This is a genomic window from Variovorax gracilis, assembly GCF_030317115.1.
GTDB lineage: Bacteria > Pseudomonadota > Gammaproteobacteria > Burkholderiales > Burkholderiaceae_C > Variovorax > Variovorax gracilis.
Window position 1 is genome coordinate 547,920 of sequence record NZ_JASZYF010000001.1, and the last position, 16,620, is coordinate 564,539.

Consider the following 16,620-nt stretch of genomic DNA (forward strand, 5'->3'; position numbering starts at 1 on the left):
GGTTCGGGTGGTTTTGATCCGCTGCGCGTCCGGTGGTTAAGCGGACGCTGGATCAAGAAAATTGGTAGGCGCGATTGGACTCGAACCAACGACCCCCACCATGTCAAGGTGGTGCTCTAACCAGCTGAGCTACGCGCCTAAGGATGTGTCCGAGAAGCCGTAATTGTAGCAGGATGCGAGACCACTTTTCAGCGACGTCGTGCAGAACGCACGCCGGTGACTGCCGCGACCACTGCGAGCACCTGCTTCAGACGCGTCGCGTCCGCGATCTCGATGGTGAAAGTCATCCACGCGGTGCCCTTTACCGACTGCGTCTGAACACCGATCACATTCATCTTCTCGCGTGCGAACACATCGGAGATATCGCGCAGCAAACCTTGCCTGTCGGCCGCTTCGACAGCGACATCGACTGCATAGACAGAGCCTGCATCGCCCTTCTGCGCGCCCCACTCCACGTCGATGACGCGCTCGCCATCGCGGCTCGCCATCATGCGGAAGTTGCTGCAGTCCGAACGATGGATGCTCACCCCGTGGCCCTTGGTCACGAAGCCGCGAATCGCATCGGGCGGCGCAGGCTTGCAGCACTTGGCGAGTTGCGTCATGAGCGACGAAACGCCGACCACCAGCACACCGCCGCGTCCCGACTGCTCGCTGCCGCGCGCCTTCTTGATGATGAGGCCGTCGTCCGGGCCCGGCGCAGGTTCGGGCGGGCGCAACAACATCTCGATGTTGCGCAGCGAGAACTCGTCCTTGCCCACCACTTCGAACAAGTTGTCCGCCGACTTGAAGCCGAGTTGCGAAGCAAGGTCCTCGAGCTTCAGCGCTGTCTTGCCTTCACGCTGAAGAAGCTTCTCGACCGCCTCGCGACCGCGTGCCACGGTCTCGTGCGTGATCTGGGCGTTGAACCAGGCACGCACCTTCGCACGCGCCCGATGGCTTGCGAGATAACCCAGCTCCGCATTGAGCCAGTCGCGCGAGGGGCCGCCTTCCTTGGCCGCGATGATCTCGACGGTCTGCCCGTTCTGCAGCGGCGTGTTCAACGGCACCATCGCGCCGTCGACACGGGCGCCGCGGCAGCGGTGGCCGAGACTCGTGTGCACCGTGTAGGCAAAGTCCACAGCAGTCGCGCCCTGCGGCAACTCGACGATCGCGGCGTCGGGCGTCAGCACATAGATGCGGTCGTCGAAAAGCCCCTGCCCCTGCTGGTCGCCGGAGAGGTCGCGCTCCCACGCCAGCAGTTGCCGGAGCACTGCGATCTTGGCGTCGTATTCCCCGGTCGCCCAGACACCCGCATAGCCCTTGTGGCCCGCCTCCTTGTACGCCCAGTGCGCAGCAACGCCATGCTCGGCATGGTCGTGCATTTCCTCGGTACGGATCTGGATCTCGATCGGCTTGCCAACATGACCGCCAACGACTTCGCGCACCACGGTGTGGAGCGACTGGTAGCCATTGGGCTTCGGCCTGGCGATGTAGTCGTCGAACTCTTCGTCGATCGGCTGGAAATGCGAATGCACCCACGCGAGTGCCGCATAGCAGTCCTTGACATCCGCGACCACCACACGCAGCGCCATGATGTCGAAGACCTGCGCGAAGTCGAGCGACTTCCCGCGCATCTTCTTGACGATGCTGTAGATGTTCTTCGGCCGTCCCTGCACCGCGGCCTTGATGCCCTCAGCCGCCAGTTCGCGCTCGAGACGCGCACGAAGTTGCTCGACATAGCCTTCACGCTCGATGCGCTTCTCGTCGAGAAGGCGTGCGATGAGCTTGTAGGTCTCCGGCTCGAGAAAGCGGAACGAAAGATCCTCGATCTCCCACTTGACCTGCCAGATGCCGAGCCGGTTCGCCAGGGGCGCGAACACCTGCAGCGACTCGCGCGCGACGTTCTCGGGCGGAGGCCGCTTGCTGGCCGCCGCATGGCGCAGCGTCTGAAGTCGCGAAGCGAGCCGAAGCATCACGACGCGCAAGTCGCGCGAGAACGCGAGCAGCATCTTGCGCACGTTCTCGGTCTGCGTGCCAGCGCCGTCCGCCAGATGCGCGTGCGCGGTGGCAGAGCGTGCCTGCTTCTGCACGTGCACCAGCTTGGTGGTCTCGACCGCAAGCGCGGCGAAGTTGTCGCCGAACACCTTGGCGATCACCTCCTGCGGCCGATTCAGGTGCTGGCACGAATAGACCAGATAGCTGGCGGCCTGCATCGCCTCCGACCCGCCCATGGACGCGACGATGGTGGCAACCGCGTCGGCATGCGCGAGCGTGTTCTCGCCCGTATCCAGCGTTTCGTCGGCAATGAGCGGCTCGGCGAAAGCACGCGCACGCGCCAGCATGTTCTCCATGACGGGCGTGCGCTCGGCCGTGGCTGCCGACAACGGATAGTCGACCACGAGCTGTTCCGACGCGGAAGGCACGTGCAGGTTGGTCTGTTCGCGCTTCACTGGAACGGATGCCGGATGGATGACTGCCGCCCTGCCTGCTTGCGAGCCTCGCGAGGGGCGAATGAAAAGGCAAGCTCGGTCATGGAAAAGGCGGGGTCGCGATGAAGATAATTCTCTCGTTGCATCCTAATTCATTCGGAGATAGTCATCATGCTCAAAGGCAAAACCGCGCTTGTCACGGGGTCCACCAGTGGAATCGGACTGGGTATCGCACAGGCGCTCGCACAACAAGGCGCGAACATCATCCTCAACGGCTTCGGCGACGTGGAAGGAGCGAAGGCTGAAATTTCCGCGCTCGACGTCCAGGTCGACTACCACGGCGCCGACATGAGCAAGCCTGCGCAGATCGAGGACATGATGAAGTTTGCGGCCGCTCGCTTCGGACGGGTCGACGTGCTCGTGAACAACGCCGGCATCCAGCATGTCGCGAACGTCGAGGACTTCCCGGCCGAGCGTTGGGACGCGGTGATCGCGATCAATCTCAGCAGCGCCTTCCATACGACCCGCCTTGCCATCCCCGCGATGCGCGAAGCCAACTGGGGCCGCATCATCAACATCGCATCGGCGCACGGCCTGGTGGCCTCGGCGCAGAAGTCCGCCTACGTTGCGGCCAAGCACGGCATCGTCGGGTTCACCAAGTCGGTGGCGCTCGAAACCGCAACCACCGGCATCACGAGCAACGCGATCTGCCCGGGCTGGGTGCTGACGCCGCTGGTGCAGAAGCAGATCAACGACCGCTCCGAGCGCGGAGGCATCTCCCTCGCGCAGGCCCAGAAGGATCTGCTGGGCGAGAAACAGCCCTCGCTCCAGTTCACGACGGTGGAACAGCTCGGAGGCCTCGCCGTTTTCCTGTGCTCGCCCGCCGCGGAACAGGTCCGCGGCGTCGCATGGCAGGTGGACGGTGGCTGGACTGCGCAGTAGCGCTCGCTTACTTGAGCTGTACCGAGCCGGACACGTTGACCATCACGGTCGCCTTGCCGGCTTCGACCGGCACCGGGGCGTCGGACGAGGCCGCTTTTGCTTCCATCGCCATGATCCGGGGCTGGAAAGGCGCGCCCAGGTTGGCGTTGACTGACACCTCGCGCAGCGTGTAGCCGCTGAAGCCGAAGCGCTTGGCGAGCTCATCCGCGCGCTGCTTGAAGTTGTCGATCGCCACGCCTTGCGCCTCGGCCTCGGCCTTGGCCTGCTGCTCGCGGCTCAGGCTGAAGCCGATGTTCCTGATGGTCAGTGTCGAGATGCGGCCGGCCGTCTGCGCGATGCGCGGGAAATCCCGGCCTTCGAGCACGAGCTCGGCCGTGCCTTGCCACCCGGTCAGCGTGCCATCGCGGTTGCGGCGAGGCGACAGGTGGAAGTTGCCCGTGCGCACGTCCATCTGGCCGGGTTGGGCATTCTTGCGCGCCTCTGCCAAGGCGGCATCGAGCGCCGTCTTGAGCTGCGTCTGCACGGTGGCTGCGTCGGCGGCGTCACGCGAGGTGGAGAGCGTCATGCTCAATTGGTCCTGCTGCACTTCCACGGTCGAATTGGCCGACAGTTGCAGCACGTTCTGAGGCTGAGGCAGGGCCAGGGTCTGGGCCGATACGGCCCCGGCAGTCATCAATACGGCACAGGCCGCAATCCATTTGGCATTGTTCAAGACAGCAAATCCTCAGGTGGACAAAGAAAAAGGGGAAAGCAGGCGCCCGGAGGGCGCGACCCAAAGGCGTTGGCCGGCGCGGCGCCCCTCACCGCGGACGCGGCATCACGCGCTCCGCCGGCTGCGGTTCTACCGACGACTGCAGGACATCGTGCGGCGGCGACCATTGCTGACGCACCTGCTGCCGCAATTCGGCCAGCTCCGCAGGTGTCAGGCGGCGGCCGGCGGCCGCCTCTTCGCGGCGCACTTCGTCCCGGTTGGTGGCCCGGTGGGCTTCCACCGCACCGCGCAATTCGGTGCGCCGCTGGTCGGTCACCAACACGAAACCGGGAGACCCGGCCAGGACCGGCAGGCAGCTGCTGGCGAGCAACAGGGAAAGTATCGGAGCGTTGAATTTCATAGATTGCGTAAGACGGCAAGATCACTGTGCCATCCCTTGGCAAGCCACAAGCGTCCCGACGGCTAGCGCCCGCAAGTTTTGTAACTTTGTGTCAATCCGACGTGTAAAGCACCTCAATGGGGCTTCAACACCCTCAGAATTGGCGTTGTTACAAATTCAGCGTTGTAGAAATGAATCAAACCCCCGCTCGCACAGACAAGATCGTGATCGTCGATGACGACGCGCGCATCCGCGACCTGCTGCGCCGCTACCTGACCCAGGAAGGATTCGAGGTCATCGTGGCGGAAGACGGCAAGGCCCTGAACCGCATCCTGCTTCGTGACACGGTGGACCTGATCGTGCTCGACCTGATGATGCCCGGCGAGGACGGCCTGTCCGTCTGCCGCCGCCTGCGCGCCGCCAACGACCGCACGCCCATCATCATGCTGACCGCCAAGGGCGAGGACGTGGACCGCATCGTCGGCCTCGAAGTCGGCGCCGACGACTATCTGGGAAAGCCGTTCAACCCGCGCGAGTTGCTGGCCCGCGTGCATGCGGTGCTTCGCCGCCGTCCGCCGCTGGAGGCTCCAGGCGCCCCGTCGACCGACAACGAAACTGTGAACTTCGGCCCGTTCAGCTTCGACCTCGGCTCCCGCACGCTCAAGAAGGATGGCGAGGAACTCTCGCTGACCACTGGCGAGTTTGCGATGCTCAAGGCGCTGGTACGCCATCCCAGACAGCCGCTGTCGCGCGAAAAACTGGCGCAGCTGGCGCGCGGCCGCGAGTTCGAACCCTTCGACCGCAGCCTGGACGTTCAGATCTCGCGCCTGCGCAAGCTGGTCGAGTCCGACGCCGCGGCGCCGCGTTATATCCAGACCGTCTGGGGCGTCGGGTACGTGTTCGTGCCGGACGGCACCACCTGAAGCGCTGACCGTGGCCGCATCGATCGGCCCCAAGACGACTCAGCCGAGCCCCCTCGCCGAGGACAGCACCCAGGCCACCTTGCCCAGCCCGCTGGAGGGCATCGGTTCCCGGCGGCGCCGCTCCCGGATCCAGTTGGGCCTGAGTCTCTTCTGGCGCACCTTCTTCCTGCTTGTGCTGTTGCTGGTCGGCTGTACGGTCGCCTGGCTGCAGACCTTCCGCGCGCTCGAATACGAGCCACGCGCGATCCAGACCGCACACCAGATCGCCTCCCTGGTGAACCTCACGCGCGCAGCGCTGGTGTACTCGGACGCCATCACACGCGTCTCGCTGATCAAGACGCTCGCCGACCAGGAGGGCGTGCGCATCCTGCCGCGCGAGCCGGGCGACCGCTTCCTGCCCTACACCAGCGGCGCGCTCGACCAGCGGGTGACGGAAGAGTTGATCGCCCGTCTCGGCGAGGGCACGACGGTGGCCAGCCGGGTCAACGACGAGCCCGGCTTGTGGATCGGCTTCACCATCGAGAGCGACACCTACTGGCTGCTGGTCGACCCCACGCGCTTCAGCCGCCTCGACCGGCGCACGTGGATGATCTGGCTGGCGACGACCATGGCGCTCTCCCTGGCCGGCGCGGCTCTGATCACGCGCCTGATCAACCGCCCGCTCAAGCAGCTCTCACAAGCCACGTTGCAGGTGCGCGAGGGTGAGTACGAGGCGCACCGGCTCGACGAGCGTGCCCGCACCAACGAAATCCGGGCGGTGAACGTCGGCTTCAACCGCATGGCCGACCAGCTTGCCAAGATCGAGCAGGACCGCGCCGTGATGCTGGCCGGCATCTCGCACGACCTGCGGACGCCGCTGGCGCGGCTGCGCCTCGAAACCGAGATGAGCGTCGCCGACGAAGATGCGCGCGACCACATGGCGGCCGATATCGCCCAGCTCGACGCGATCATCGACAAGTTCCTCGACTACGCCCGGCCCGACCATGTCGACTTCAAGCCGGTGCTGCTGCGCGACGTGATCGATGCGTGCACCTACGCGGTGCAGGACCATGAGGACATCAAGATCAGGGTCGACGTACCGAACGACCTGAGGGTCATGGCGGACGACGTGGAACTTCAGCGCGTGATATCCAACCTGGTCGAAAACGCACGCCGGTATGGCAAGACGCCCTCCACCGGCGTCGCCGACATCACCATCCAGGCGCAGGCGCACAACGACGCGGTCCTGATCAAGGTGCGCGACCACGGCGCCGGCGTCGCGCCCGCGCTGCTGTCCCAGCTGAGCAAGCCCTTTTTCCGCGGCGACGTCGCGCGCACATCGGCGGCCGGCGCGGGCCTCGGCCTGTCCATCGTGACGAAGAACATCGAACGCATGGGCGGCACCTTCGCCCTCACGAGCACACCCGGCCGCGGGCTGGCAGCGCACATCCGCATGCCGCGCGCCGCGTCAGCCAAGCCCGACGCCTCGCCGGCGAAGGACAAGGACAAGGAAAAATAGGCGGAGGCGTCCCTCTCAACGCCACGGGAAACCTGCGGAACAGGCTTCGCCTGGCCGAAAGGGTTGCGCCCTGCAAGGGAGTCGGCGAAGCGGGACGGCGTGCGCAAAGCCCTGGGGGCTATTTGAATACCATGGCGATGGCGCGAGCTTCCATCGCCCGCCCCTCGCCAACCGGCCCCAGCTTCTCCGCCGTCTTCGCCTTTACATTGACCTGATCGACACCGAGCCCCAGCGTTGCTGCGACGCGCTCGCACATCGCCGGAATATGCGGGGCAAGCTTCGGCGCCTGCGCGATCACCGTGCTGTCGATGTTGCCGATCTGCCAGCCCGCGGCGCGTACGCGGCGCGCAGCCTCCGCCAGCAGTGCGGACGAGTCCGCACCGCGGAACTGCGGGTCGGTATCCGGGAAATGCCGGCCGATGTCGCCCAGCCCGGCCGCACCGAGCAGAGCGTCGGTGATCGCATGCAAGAGGACGTCGGCATCCGAATGGCCGAGCAAGCCCGTGGTGTGGGGCACTTCGACGCCGCCCAGGACGAGCTTTCGGCCCGCCACCAGTTGGTGAACGTCCCAGCCCTCGCCGACACGCAGATTGAAAGCAGTCATGGTGCGGTGCGCCGGCTGCGCAGGAGCGCTTCCGCCAACGCGAAATCCTCTGAATACGTAAGCTTGAAATTCTGCGCGCTGCCCGGTACCAGCAGCGGGCCGAGGCCGATCGCCTCGATGGCGCTGGCTTCGTCGGTCACTGCGTCGCCGACACGCTCGAGGGCGTCGAGCAGCATGCCGATGCGAAACATCTGCGGCGTCTGGGCCAGCCACTTGTCGGCGCGGGTCGGCGTGCGGACCACGCGGCCTTCGGGGGATGCGACCTTGAGCGTGTCAGCCAACCGATGCGCCAGCAATCCACCGACGGGATCGTGCTCGCAGGCGGCGATCAGGGCCTCGACCTGCGTCGGCGTGACCAGGCAGCGCGCCGCATCGTGCACCAGCACCCAGTCATGCGGGCCGGCACCGGCGTTGCGCAAGGCACGCAGCCCGTTGCGCACCGTCGCAGCGCGCGTCGGGCCGCCCACGCGCAGCAGGTGCTCGCCCGGGCCCGGAAAGCGCGGCAGCACGATTCCCACATCCGCGTCGTCCGGCGAGACCACGAGCGCAATACCCTCGAAGCGGCCGACGAGCGAGCGGAACGCTTCCAGCGTGTGCTCGACCATGGGCCGACCGGCGATCCGCTGGTACTGCTTGGGCCCGACGCTGCCGGCGCGACTGCCCGAACCGGCACAGGGGATCAACACGAAAAGGCGGGAAGCGGACATGGGTGCAACGGCGGCCAGCGACAAAGGGGCAGCCATTCTAGAATCGCCCTTCACACCCCTCGCCGGCTGGCGCGGGGTGTTCTGCATTTCCCAGGCACTCCATGGACCTCCCCCATCTCACGGCGGGCAAGCGCTTCACGCTGCCGCGTCCTCCCTTGTCCGCCGATGCGCTGCTGCTGGCGCAATTGGCTGATCGCGAAAAAGCGGCCGGCCGTGCGACGGCCGTGTTCACTGCCGACGCGAACGACGCCCAGCGGCTGATCGACGAGATTGCCTTCTTCGCGCCCGAACTGCGCTGCGCGCTGTTCCCGGACTGGGAGACTCTGCCCTACGACAGCTTCTCGCCGCACCAGGACCTGATCAGCGAACGCCTCGCCACTCTCTGGCGCATCAGCCAGAAGGAGGCCGACATCGTGCTGGTGCCGGCCACCACCGCGCTCTACCGGCTGGCGCCACCGGGCTTCCTGGCCGGCTACACCTTCCAGTTCAAGAGCGGGCAGAAGCTGCAGGAGTCGAAGCTCAAGGCCCAACTCACGCTGGCGGGCTACAGCCACGTGACGCAGGTCGTCAGCCCGGGCGAGTACGCGGTGCGCGGCAGCCTGATCGACCTGTTTCCGATGGGTTCGCCCGTGCCCTTCCGCGTCGACCTGTTCGACGACGAGATCGATTCGATCCGCACCTTCGACCCCGATACGCAGCGCAGCCTCTACCCGGTGCCCGAAGTCCGCCTGCTGCCGGGCCGCGAGTTTCCGATGGACGACGACGCCCGTGCACGCTTTCGCAGTCGCTGGCGCGAACTGCTCGAAGGCGACCCGACGCGCAGCCGCATCTACAAGGACATGGGCAACGGCGTCGCCACGGCCGGGATCGAGTACTACCTGCCGCTGTTCTTCGAGGAGACGGCGACCGTGTTCGACTATCTGGGCGCCGACACCACCGTGGTGCTGCACGGCGAACTCGAACCCGCCTTCCAGCACTTCTGGCAGGACACGGCCGAACGCTATCGGCTGGTGCGCGACGACCCCGAGCGGCCGGCGCTGCCGCCCGAGGCGCTGTTCCTCAACGCGGAACAGTTCTATCAGCGCGCCAAGCCGCACGCCCAGTTGGCGATCCGGGGCGACGCGGCCGCCGATGCGCCCTACGCGGAATTCGACGTCCTGCCCCCCTTCGCCGTCGTTCGCGGCGCCGACGATCCTCTGGTCAAGCTCAAGGAGCACATCCGCACCACGCCCCACCGCGTGCTGGTGATCGCTGAAAGCGACGGCCGGCGCGAAAGCCTGCTCGACTTCCTGCGCGCCAGCGGCGTGGGCCCGCCCGCCTTCGATTCGCTCGCTGAATTCGAGGCCTCGCCGGACGAGAAGATCGGCATCGCGACCGCCGCGCTGGTCGCCGGCTTCGCTTGGCGCGAGCAAGGCATCGACTTCGTCACCGAAACCGAACTCTTCGCGACCGCGCCAGCCACCCGCCGGCGCAACAGGAAGCAGGAACAGGTCAGCGACGTCGAAGCGCTGATCAAGGACCTCAGCGAACTCGCCATCGGCGATCCGGTCGTGCATTCCGCGCACGGCATCGGCCGGTACCGCGGGCTGGTCAACATGGATCTCGGCCAGGGCGTGGGCGCGGACGGCAAGCCCCTGATGCAGGAAATGCTCCACCTGGAATACGCCGACAAGGCCACGCTGTACGTACCGGTCTCGCAGCTGCACCTGATCAGCCGCTACACCGGCGTGAGCGCCGACGAGGCGCCGCTGCACAAGCTGGGCTCCGGCCAGTGGGAAAAGGCCAAGCGCAAAGCCGCCGAGCAGGTGCGCGACTCCGCCGCCGAGCTGCTCAACATCTACGCCCGCCGCGCGGCGCGCGAAGGCCACGCCTTCCGCTTCTCGGCTGCGGACTACGAGGTGTTCGCCAACGACTTCGGCTTCGACGAAACGGCCGACCAGAAAGCCGCGATCCACGCTGTCATCCAGGACATGATCTCGCCGCAGCCCATGGACCGCCTGGTCTGCGGCGACGTCGGCTTCGGCAAGACCGAGGTGGCCTTGCGCGCAGCGTTCATCGCCGTGACCGGCGGCAAGCAGGTCGCCTTCCTGGCGCCGACGACGCTGCTGGCCGAGCAGCACTACCAGACGCTGGTCGACCGCTTCGCGAAATGGCCGGTCAAGGTGGCCGAGATGAGCCGCTTCCGATCGACCAAGGAAATCACCACCGCGGCCAAGGGACTCGCCGACGGCACCGTGGACATCGTGGTGGGCACGCACAAGCTGCTTTCGCAGTCGGTCAAGTTCAAGAACCTGGGCCTGCTCATCATCGACGAGGAGCACCGCTTCGGCGTGCGCCACAAGGAGGCGATGAAGGCGCTGCGCGCCGAGGTGGACGTGCTCACGCTCACCGCGACGCCGATCCCGCGCACGCTGGGCATGGCGCTCGAAGGCCTGCGCGATCTGAGCGTGATCGCCACCGCGCCGCAGCGACGGCTCGCCATCAAGACCTTCGTGCGCAACGAAGGCACCGGCGTGATCCGCGAAGCGGTGCTGCGCGAACTGAAGCGGGGCGGGCAGGTCTATTTCCTGCACAACGAGGTCGAGACCATCGAGAACCGCCGCCAGAAGCTCGAGGAGATCCTGCCCGAAGCACGCATTGCCGTGGCGCACGGCCAGATGCCCGAGCGCGAGCTGGAGCGCGTGATGCGCGATTTCGTCGCCCAGCGCTACAACATGCTCCTGTGCTCGACCATCATCGAGACCGGCATCGACGTGCCGACCGCCAACACCATCGTGATGAGCCGCGCCGACAAGTTCGGCCTCGCGCAGCTGCACCAGTTGCGCGGTCGCGTCGGCCGCAGCCACCACCAGGCCTATGCCTACCTCATGGTCCCGGATATCGAGGGACTGACCAAGCAGGCCGCGCAACGCCTCGACGCCATCCAGCAGATGGAAGAGCTCGGCTCCGGCTTCTACCTCGCGATGCACGACCTCGAGATTCGCGGCGCGGGCGAGGTGCTGGGCGAAAACCAGAGCGGCAACATGATGGAGATCGGCTTCCAGCTCTACAACGAGATGCTGGCCGAGGCCGTGCGCTCGCTGAAGGCGGGCCAGGAACCCGACCTTCTCGCGCCGCTGAGCGTGACGACCGAGATCAACCTGCACGCCCCTGCCCTGCTGCCCGACGACTACTGCGGCGACGTGCATCTGCGCCTCTCGTTCTACAAGAAGCTCGCGACAGCCAAGACACCCGACCAGATCGACACCTTGCTCGAGGAAATCGTCGACCGTTTCGGCAAGCTGCCGCCACAGGCACAGACGCTGATCGACGTGCACCGGCTGCGCGTGCTGGCGCGGCCTTACGGCGTGGTCAAGGTCGACGCGGCCCCGGGCGTCATCCACATCACGTTCAAGAAGGACCCGCCGGTCGATTCGATGAACATCATCCACCTGATCCAGAAGAACAAGCACATCAAGCTCGCGGGCAACGAAAAGCTGCGTATCGAGCGCGAGCTGAAAGAGCCCAAGGATCGCGCACAGATGGTGCGCGACATTCTTCGCAGCCTGGGCCAACCCAAAGTACAGGAAGCCACACCGGTATGACCGCCAAGGAAATCTCTCCCGGCCTGATCGTCCAGCGGTTCACGCCGCCGCTCGCGCTTGCCGATTTCAAGCTGATCGCGTTCGACATGGACTCGACGCTGATCAACATCGAATGCATCGACGAGATCGCCGACGCGGTAGGCAAGAAGGCCGAGGTGGCCGCCATCACCGAAGCCACGATGCGCGGCGAGATCAAGGACTTCAAGGAAAGCCTGCGGCGCCGCGTGGCGCTGCTGAAGGGCGTACCGGTCGCCGCGTTGCAGAGCGTCTACGACAAGCGTCTCCGGCTCAATCCGGGCGCCGAGCAACTGGTCGCGGCATGCAAGGCTGCCGGGCTCAAGGTGCTGCTGGTCTCCGGCGGATTCACCTTCTTCGCAAACCGGGTCAAGGACCGGCTCGGCATCGACTTTGCGCGCTCCAACCTGCTGGACGAAGCCGACGGACAGCTCACGGGCAGCGTCGTGCAGCAGTCCTGGGGCGACATCTGCGACGGTGCGGAAAAGCGCCGCACCCTGCTGGAAGTGGCTTCGCTGCTCGGCATCTCGCCGGGCGAAACCATCGCCGTCGGTGACGGCGCGAACGACCTGCCGATGATGGGCGAGGCGGGTCTCTCCGTCGCCTACCACGCCAAGCCGAAGGTGCGTGAGCAGGCCATGGTCGCGATCAACGAAGGCGGCCTCGACCGCCTGCTCGAAGTCATGAGGTGAACACCATGAGCGACGCCGACAAGGGCCAAGGCCTGCCAGTCACATCGGACACGGTGCATGGCGACCGGCGCTTCGGCGCCGAGCACGGCAGCATCCACAAGCCGATCCACACCTCGGTGCAATACGGCTACGAGCGGGTCGAAGACCTGATCGGCGTGTTCCAGGGCACCCTCAAGAACAGCTTCAGCTACGCGCGCCAGGGCACCCCGACGACGGCAGCGCTCGAGGCCAAGATCAGCCAGCTCGAACAGGGCATTGGCACCGTCTGCTTTTCTACCGGCATGGCCGCGCTCAGCGCGATCTTCCTGACGCTGTTGCGCTCGGGCGACCACGTCGTGTCGAGCCAGTTCGTCTTCGGCAACACCAACAGCCTGTTCGGCACGCTCAACGATCTCGGGATTGCGGTCAGCAAAGTCGACGCGGGCTCGGTGGATACGATCCGAGCAGCGCTGCTCCCGAACACGCGCATGGTCTTCGTTGAGACGATCGCCAATCCCGGCACGCAGATTCCCGACATCGAAGCCATCGGCGCACTGTGCCGCGAGCGCGGGCTGCTCTATGTCGTGGACAACACCATCACCTCGCCCGCCCTGTTCCGGCCGAGGACGGTCGGCGCGGGCCTGGTCATCAACTCGCTCACCAAGACCATCGCCGGGCACGGCGCGGCTCTCGGCGGGGCAGTGACCAATACCGGCCTGTTCGATTGGGCCGGCTACCCGAACATCTCGCAGAGCTACCGCGGCCTCGATGCCCGCCAGCAAGGCCTGCAGCAATTGCGGAAGAAGGGTTTGCGCGACATGGGCGCGACCCTCTCGCCGGAGCAGGCGCACCGCATCAGCCTGGGCGCCGAGACACTCGGACTGCGCGTGGCGCAGACCAGCGCCACAGCCTTGTCACTGGCGCGCTTTCTGCAGGGCCACACGGCGATTGCGACGGTTCACTACCCGATGCTCGAAAGCCACCCGCAGCACGCGCTGGCCGTGCGGCACTTCAAGGCGGGCTCGTGGCTGCTGGCTTTCGAGCTGCGCGACGGCGCCAATGTCCCGGCTGTGCTCAACCGGCTTCAACTGCCGATCAAGGCCACCGGGCTTGGGGACAACCGAACGCTGGTCATCCCGGTGGCGCCCACGATCTACTGGGAAGCAGGAGCGGCGGTGCGTGCCCAGATGGGCATTGCGGACGGGCTGGTGCGGGTCTCCGTCGGGCTGGAAGCCGCGGACGAGCTGATCGAGGACTTCGGGCGCGCACTGAGCTAGCGGCAGGACGAGGCTGGGGGCAACCCTTATCGCGTGAAACGATGAGGCCGGGACAATGCGGCACACGATCGAGTCCCCGGAGGCCCCCATGTACCCAGGCAAGCATGCGCAGCAATACGCCAACCGCCCTGCTTTCATCATGGCTGGCAGCGGCGAGTCCATGACCTACGCGGAGCTGGAGGCTCGCAGCAACCGTCTCGCGCACCTGCTGCGCGCGCAGGGCCTGAACCGGCTGGACCACTATGCCGTGTTCATGGAGAACAACCGCTATTTCTTGGAATCGTGCGTGGCGGGCGAGCGCTCGGGGCTCTACTACACCTGCATCAACGCCTACCTCGCGCCCGAGGAAATGGCGTACGTCGTCAACAACAGCGAATCGACAGTGCTGATCACGTCGGCCGAGAAACTCGCCGTCGCGCGGCAGGCGCTGGCCGACTGTCCCAAGGTCCAGCTGTGCCTCGTCGCGGGCGGAGGCGCCGGCGTCGCAGGGCGGGTCGGCACGGCGCGGCTGGTGGACTTCGATGAAGCCGTTGCCGGCATGCCCGACACTCCGATCGAAGACGAGTGGCTGGGCACCGCCATGCTCTATTCGTCAGGCACCACCGGCCGGCCCAAGGGCGTGCTGCGGCCGCTGCCCGACAACCCGCCGAGCCAGCCGTTGCCGCTCTTCGGCTTCCTGAACAAGCTCTGGCAGTGCGAGGAAGGAATGATGTATCTCTCGCCTGCCCCGCTGTATCACTCGGCGCCGCTGGCCAACGTCTCGCTGGCGATCCGCAACGGCGGCACCGTGATCATCATGGAGCACTTCGATCCGCAGCAGTACCTCGCGCTCATCGCGAAGTATCGGATCACGCACACCCAACTCGTCCCGACGATGTTCTCGCGCATGCTCAAGCTGCCGCCCGAAGAGCGGGCAAGAGCCGACCTGTCCACGCTGAAGATCGCCATTCACGCCGCCGCGCCCTGCCCGGCGCAGGTGAAGGAACAGATGATCGAATGGTGGGGGCCCATCATCCACGAGTACTACGGCGCCACGGAGGGCCTCGGGTTCACCGCATGCGACAGCCACGAATGGCTGGCCCACCGCGGCACGGTGGGCAAGGTGCTGCTGGGCGACATCCACATCTTCGACGAGCAGATGCAGCCGGTCCCCAAGGGCCAGTCGGGCGAGATCTGGTTCAAGACCGCAACTCCCTTCGTCTATTTCAACGACCCGGAGCGCACGGCGCTCACCCGCTCGCGCGACGGCACCATGAGCACGGTGGGCGACATGGGCTACCTCGACGACGACGACTTTCTTCACCTCACTGACCGCTCGACCTTCATGATCATCTCGGGCGGCGTCAACATCTATCCGCAGGAATGCGAGAACCTGCTGATCACCCATCCCAAGGTCGGCGATGCGGCAGTGTTCGGCGTGCCCAACAAGGACCTGGGCGAGGAAGTGAAGGCGGTCGTGCAGACTTTGCCGGGCGTGGCCCACACGCCCGACCTGGCTGTCGAGTTGATCGAGTTCTGCCGCTCGCACCTCGCGCACATGAAGTGCCCGAAGACCGTGGACTTCACCGACCAACTACCGCGCCTGCCCACCGGCAAGCTCTACAAGCGCAAGCTGCGCGATGCGTTCTGGGTCGGACACGCCAGCCGCATCGTCTGACGCCGCTATCCGTTCAGAGCGCTGCGCCGAGGCGCGCAATGCCTTCCTGAATCTTCTCGACATTGGCGGTAGCGAAGCTCAGGCGCAGCGTTGAAACGTCGGGCTTCTCCGCGAAGAACGGCGCGCCTGGCACGAAGGCCACGAGCTTCTCGATGGCGCGCTTGGCGAACACGTTGGCGTCGGCGACCTTGCCGTTTGCGCCGGTGAGACGCGCCCAGAAGAACAAGCCCCCTCCAGGCTGCGTGAAAGTAATGGCATCGCCCAGTTCCTTCTGCAGCGCGGTACCCATGGCCTGCGCACGTTCGGCGTAGACCTTGCGCACATTGGCCAGCGTGCCCGGCATGCGGCCGCTCCTGAGGTACTGCGCCGCGGTCGCCTGCGCGAAGGTGCTGGTATGCGCATCGCTGAACTGCTTGCACATGGTTGCCTTCGCGAGCAGTTCGGCCGGGCCGATCATCCAGCCGATGCGCAGACCGGGGCTCAACACCTTGCTCAGGCTGCCGCAGTGCACGACGAGTTCGCGGCTGCCGGGCACGTCCTGGCTCAGCGACATGATCGACGGCGGCGGCGCCTTGTCGAAGTAGAGGTCGCCGTAGGGATCGTCCTCGACGATCAGCGTCTGGTGCTTCACCGCCATCTCAAGCACCTTTTTGCGTCGCTCCAGGCTGAGCAAGGCGCCGCTGGGGTTGCCGAAGGTCGGGATGAGGTAGACAAACTTCGGCTTGTGTTCGGCGATGAGTCTCTCGAGCTCGTCGGTGCGCACCCCATCGGCATCGATGGGGGCGCTGATCAATTGCGCGCCGTAGAGGCGAAAGCACTGGATGGTCGCGAGGAAGGTCGGGCCTTCGACGATCACCTTGTCGCCGGGAGAGATCAGCGTCTTGCCGAGCAGGTCGAGCGCCTGCTGGCTGCCCGTGGTGACGATGAGGCCGCTCGGGTCGACGTCGACGCCCTTGGTCTTCATGAAGGCGCCGAGTTGCGTGCGAAGCGGCTCGTAGCCTTCGGTCGCACCGTACTGCAGCGCGCCGCCCGGCTCTTCCGCCAGCGCCCTGGCGCTCGCTTCCTTCAAGCCCTCGACGTCGAACATCGCGCTGTCCGGAAAGCCACCCGCAAAGCTGATGATGCCGGGCGTGCCGAGCAGCTTGAAGAGTTCGCGGATGGCGGAAGTTTCGACGTTGTCGAGGCGGGAGGCGAATTGCATGGGAACTTTCTGTCGGAGAGTTGCAGCCCGCCATTGTCGCAG

Annotated in this window: 13 protein-coding genes and 1 tRNA gene; 7 read left to right on the forward strand and 7 right to left on the reverse strand. The window is 65.9% G+C overall.

Annotated features, from left to right (window positions below):
• Nucleotides 1-62: 62 nt before the first annotated feature.
• Together QTH97_RS02645 and QTH97_RS02650 are read right to left on the reverse strand one after the other, a co-directional pair.
• A tRNA-Val gene (locus QTH97_RS02645) sits at nucleotides 63-139 on the reverse strand.
• A 49-nt stretch (nucleotides 140-188) separates the two neighbouring features.
• A complete protein-coding gene (locus QTH97_RS02650) occupies nucleotides 189-2,330 on the reverse strand; it encodes a RelA/SpoT family protein (protein ID WP_286567073.1) in 2,142 nt (713 codons plus the stop codon).
• Between the two features lie 249 nt (nucleotides 2,331-2,579).
• On the opposite strand from QTH97_RS02650, the gene QTH97_RS02655 reads away from it, so the two are divergent.
• Entirely contained in the window at nucleotides 2,580-3,350 is a 771-nt protein-coding gene (locus QTH97_RS02655) for a 3-hydroxybutyrate dehydrogenase (protein ID WP_286566466.1), read from the forward strand.
• 7 nt (nucleotides 3,351-3,357) lie between these two features.
• On the opposite strand, the gene QTH97_RS02660 is transcribed toward QTH97_RS02655, so the two are convergent.
• Both QTH97_RS02660 and QTH97_RS02665 read right to left on the reverse strand, forming a co-directional pair.
• Entirely contained in the window at nucleotides 3,358-4,023 is a 666-nt protein-coding gene (locus QTH97_RS02660; protein WP_286567074.1) for an SIMPL domain-containing protein, read from the reverse strand.
• A 127-nt stretch (nucleotides 4,024-4,150) separates the two neighbouring features.
• Nucleotides 4,151-4,462, reverse strand: coding sequence for a hypothetical protein (locus QTH97_RS02665; protein WP_286566467.1), 312 nt, complete (start codon nucleotides 4,460-4,462; stop codon nucleotides 4,151-4,153).
• A 170-nt stretch (nucleotides 4,463-4,632) separates the two neighbouring features.
• On the opposite strand from QTH97_RS02665, the gene ompR reads away from it, so the two are divergent.
• A complete protein-coding gene (gene ompR, locus QTH97_RS02670) occupies nucleotides 4,633-5,364 on the forward strand; it encodes an osmolarity response regulator transcription factor OmpR (protein WP_088956805.1) in 732 nt (243 codons plus the stop codon).
• 79 nt (nucleotides 5,365-5,443) lie between these two features.
• Nucleotides 5,444-6,862 carry a sensor histidine kinase family protein gene (locus QTH97_RS02675; RefSeq protein ID WP_286567075.1) on the forward strand — a complete coding sequence of 473 codons (1,419 nt, stop codon included), beginning with the start codon at nucleotides 5,444-5,446 and terminating at the stop codon, nucleotides 6,860-6,862.
• A gap of 118 nt (nucleotides 6,863-6,980) precedes the next feature.
• On the opposite strand, the gene ispF is transcribed toward QTH97_RS02675, so the two are convergent.
• Nucleotides 6,981-7,466 carry a 2-C-methyl-D-erythritol 2,4-cyclodiphosphate synthase gene (gene ispF / locus QTH97_RS02680; RefSeq protein ID WP_286566470.1) on the reverse strand — a complete coding sequence of 162 codons (486 nt, stop codon included), beginning with the start codon at nucleotides 7,464-7,466 and terminating at the stop codon, nucleotides 6,981-6,983.
• Nucleotides 7,463-8,173, reverse strand: a complete 711-nt coding sequence (ispD, locus tag QTH97_RS02685) for a 2-C-methyl-D-erythritol 4-phosphate cytidylyltransferase (RefSeq protein WP_286567076.1) — start codon at nucleotides 8,171-8,173, stop codon at nucleotides 7,463-7,465. Before ispD ends, ispF begins: the two co-directional genes overlap by 4 nt.
• Nucleotides 8,174-8,274: 101 nt before the next feature.
• Here ispD and mfd point away from each other — a divergent pair, with 101 nt between their 5' ends.
• The 4 genes from mfd to QTH97_RS02705 all read left to right on the forward strand — a co-directional run bounded on the left by mfd (nucleotide 8,275) and on the right by QTH97_RS02705 (nucleotide 15,377).
• Nucleotides 8,275-11,757, forward strand: coding sequence for a transcription-repair coupling factor (gene mfd, locus QTH97_RS02690; RefSeq protein WP_286566471.1), 3,483 nt, complete (start codon nucleotides 8,275-8,277; stop codon nucleotides 11,755-11,757).
• On the forward strand, nucleotides 11,754-12,464 hold the full coding sequence (gene serB / locus QTH97_RS02695; RefSeq protein ID WP_286566472.1) for a phosphoserine phosphatase SerB: 711 nt from the start codon (nucleotides 11,754-11,756) through the stop codon (nucleotides 12,462-12,464). Before mfd ends, serB begins: the two co-directional genes overlap by 4 nt.
• Before the next feature lie 5 nt (nucleotides 12,465-12,469).
• Nucleotides 12,470-13,720 (forward strand): cystathionine gamma-synthase family protein, encoded by a 1,251-nt coding sequence (locus QTH97_RS02700; RefSeq protein WP_286566473.1) that lies wholly within the window; start codon nucleotides 12,470-12,472, stop codon nucleotides 13,718-13,720.
• 88 nt (nucleotides 13,721-13,808) lie between these two features.
• Nucleotides 13,809-15,377, forward strand: a complete 1,569-nt coding sequence (locus QTH97_RS02705; protein ID WP_286566474.1) for an AMP-binding protein — start codon at nucleotides 13,809-13,811, stop codon at nucleotides 15,375-15,377.
• 13 nt (nucleotides 15,378-15,390) lie between these two features.
• Here QTH97_RS02705 and QTH97_RS02710 read toward each other — a convergent pair whose 3' ends face one another.
• Nucleotides 15,391-16,578 (reverse strand): aminotransferase-like domain-containing protein, encoded by a 1,188-nt coding sequence (locus QTH97_RS02710; protein WP_286566475.1) that lies wholly within the window; start codon nucleotides 16,576-16,578, stop codon nucleotides 15,391-15,393.
• Nucleotides 16,579-16,620: the final 42 nt, after the last annotated feature.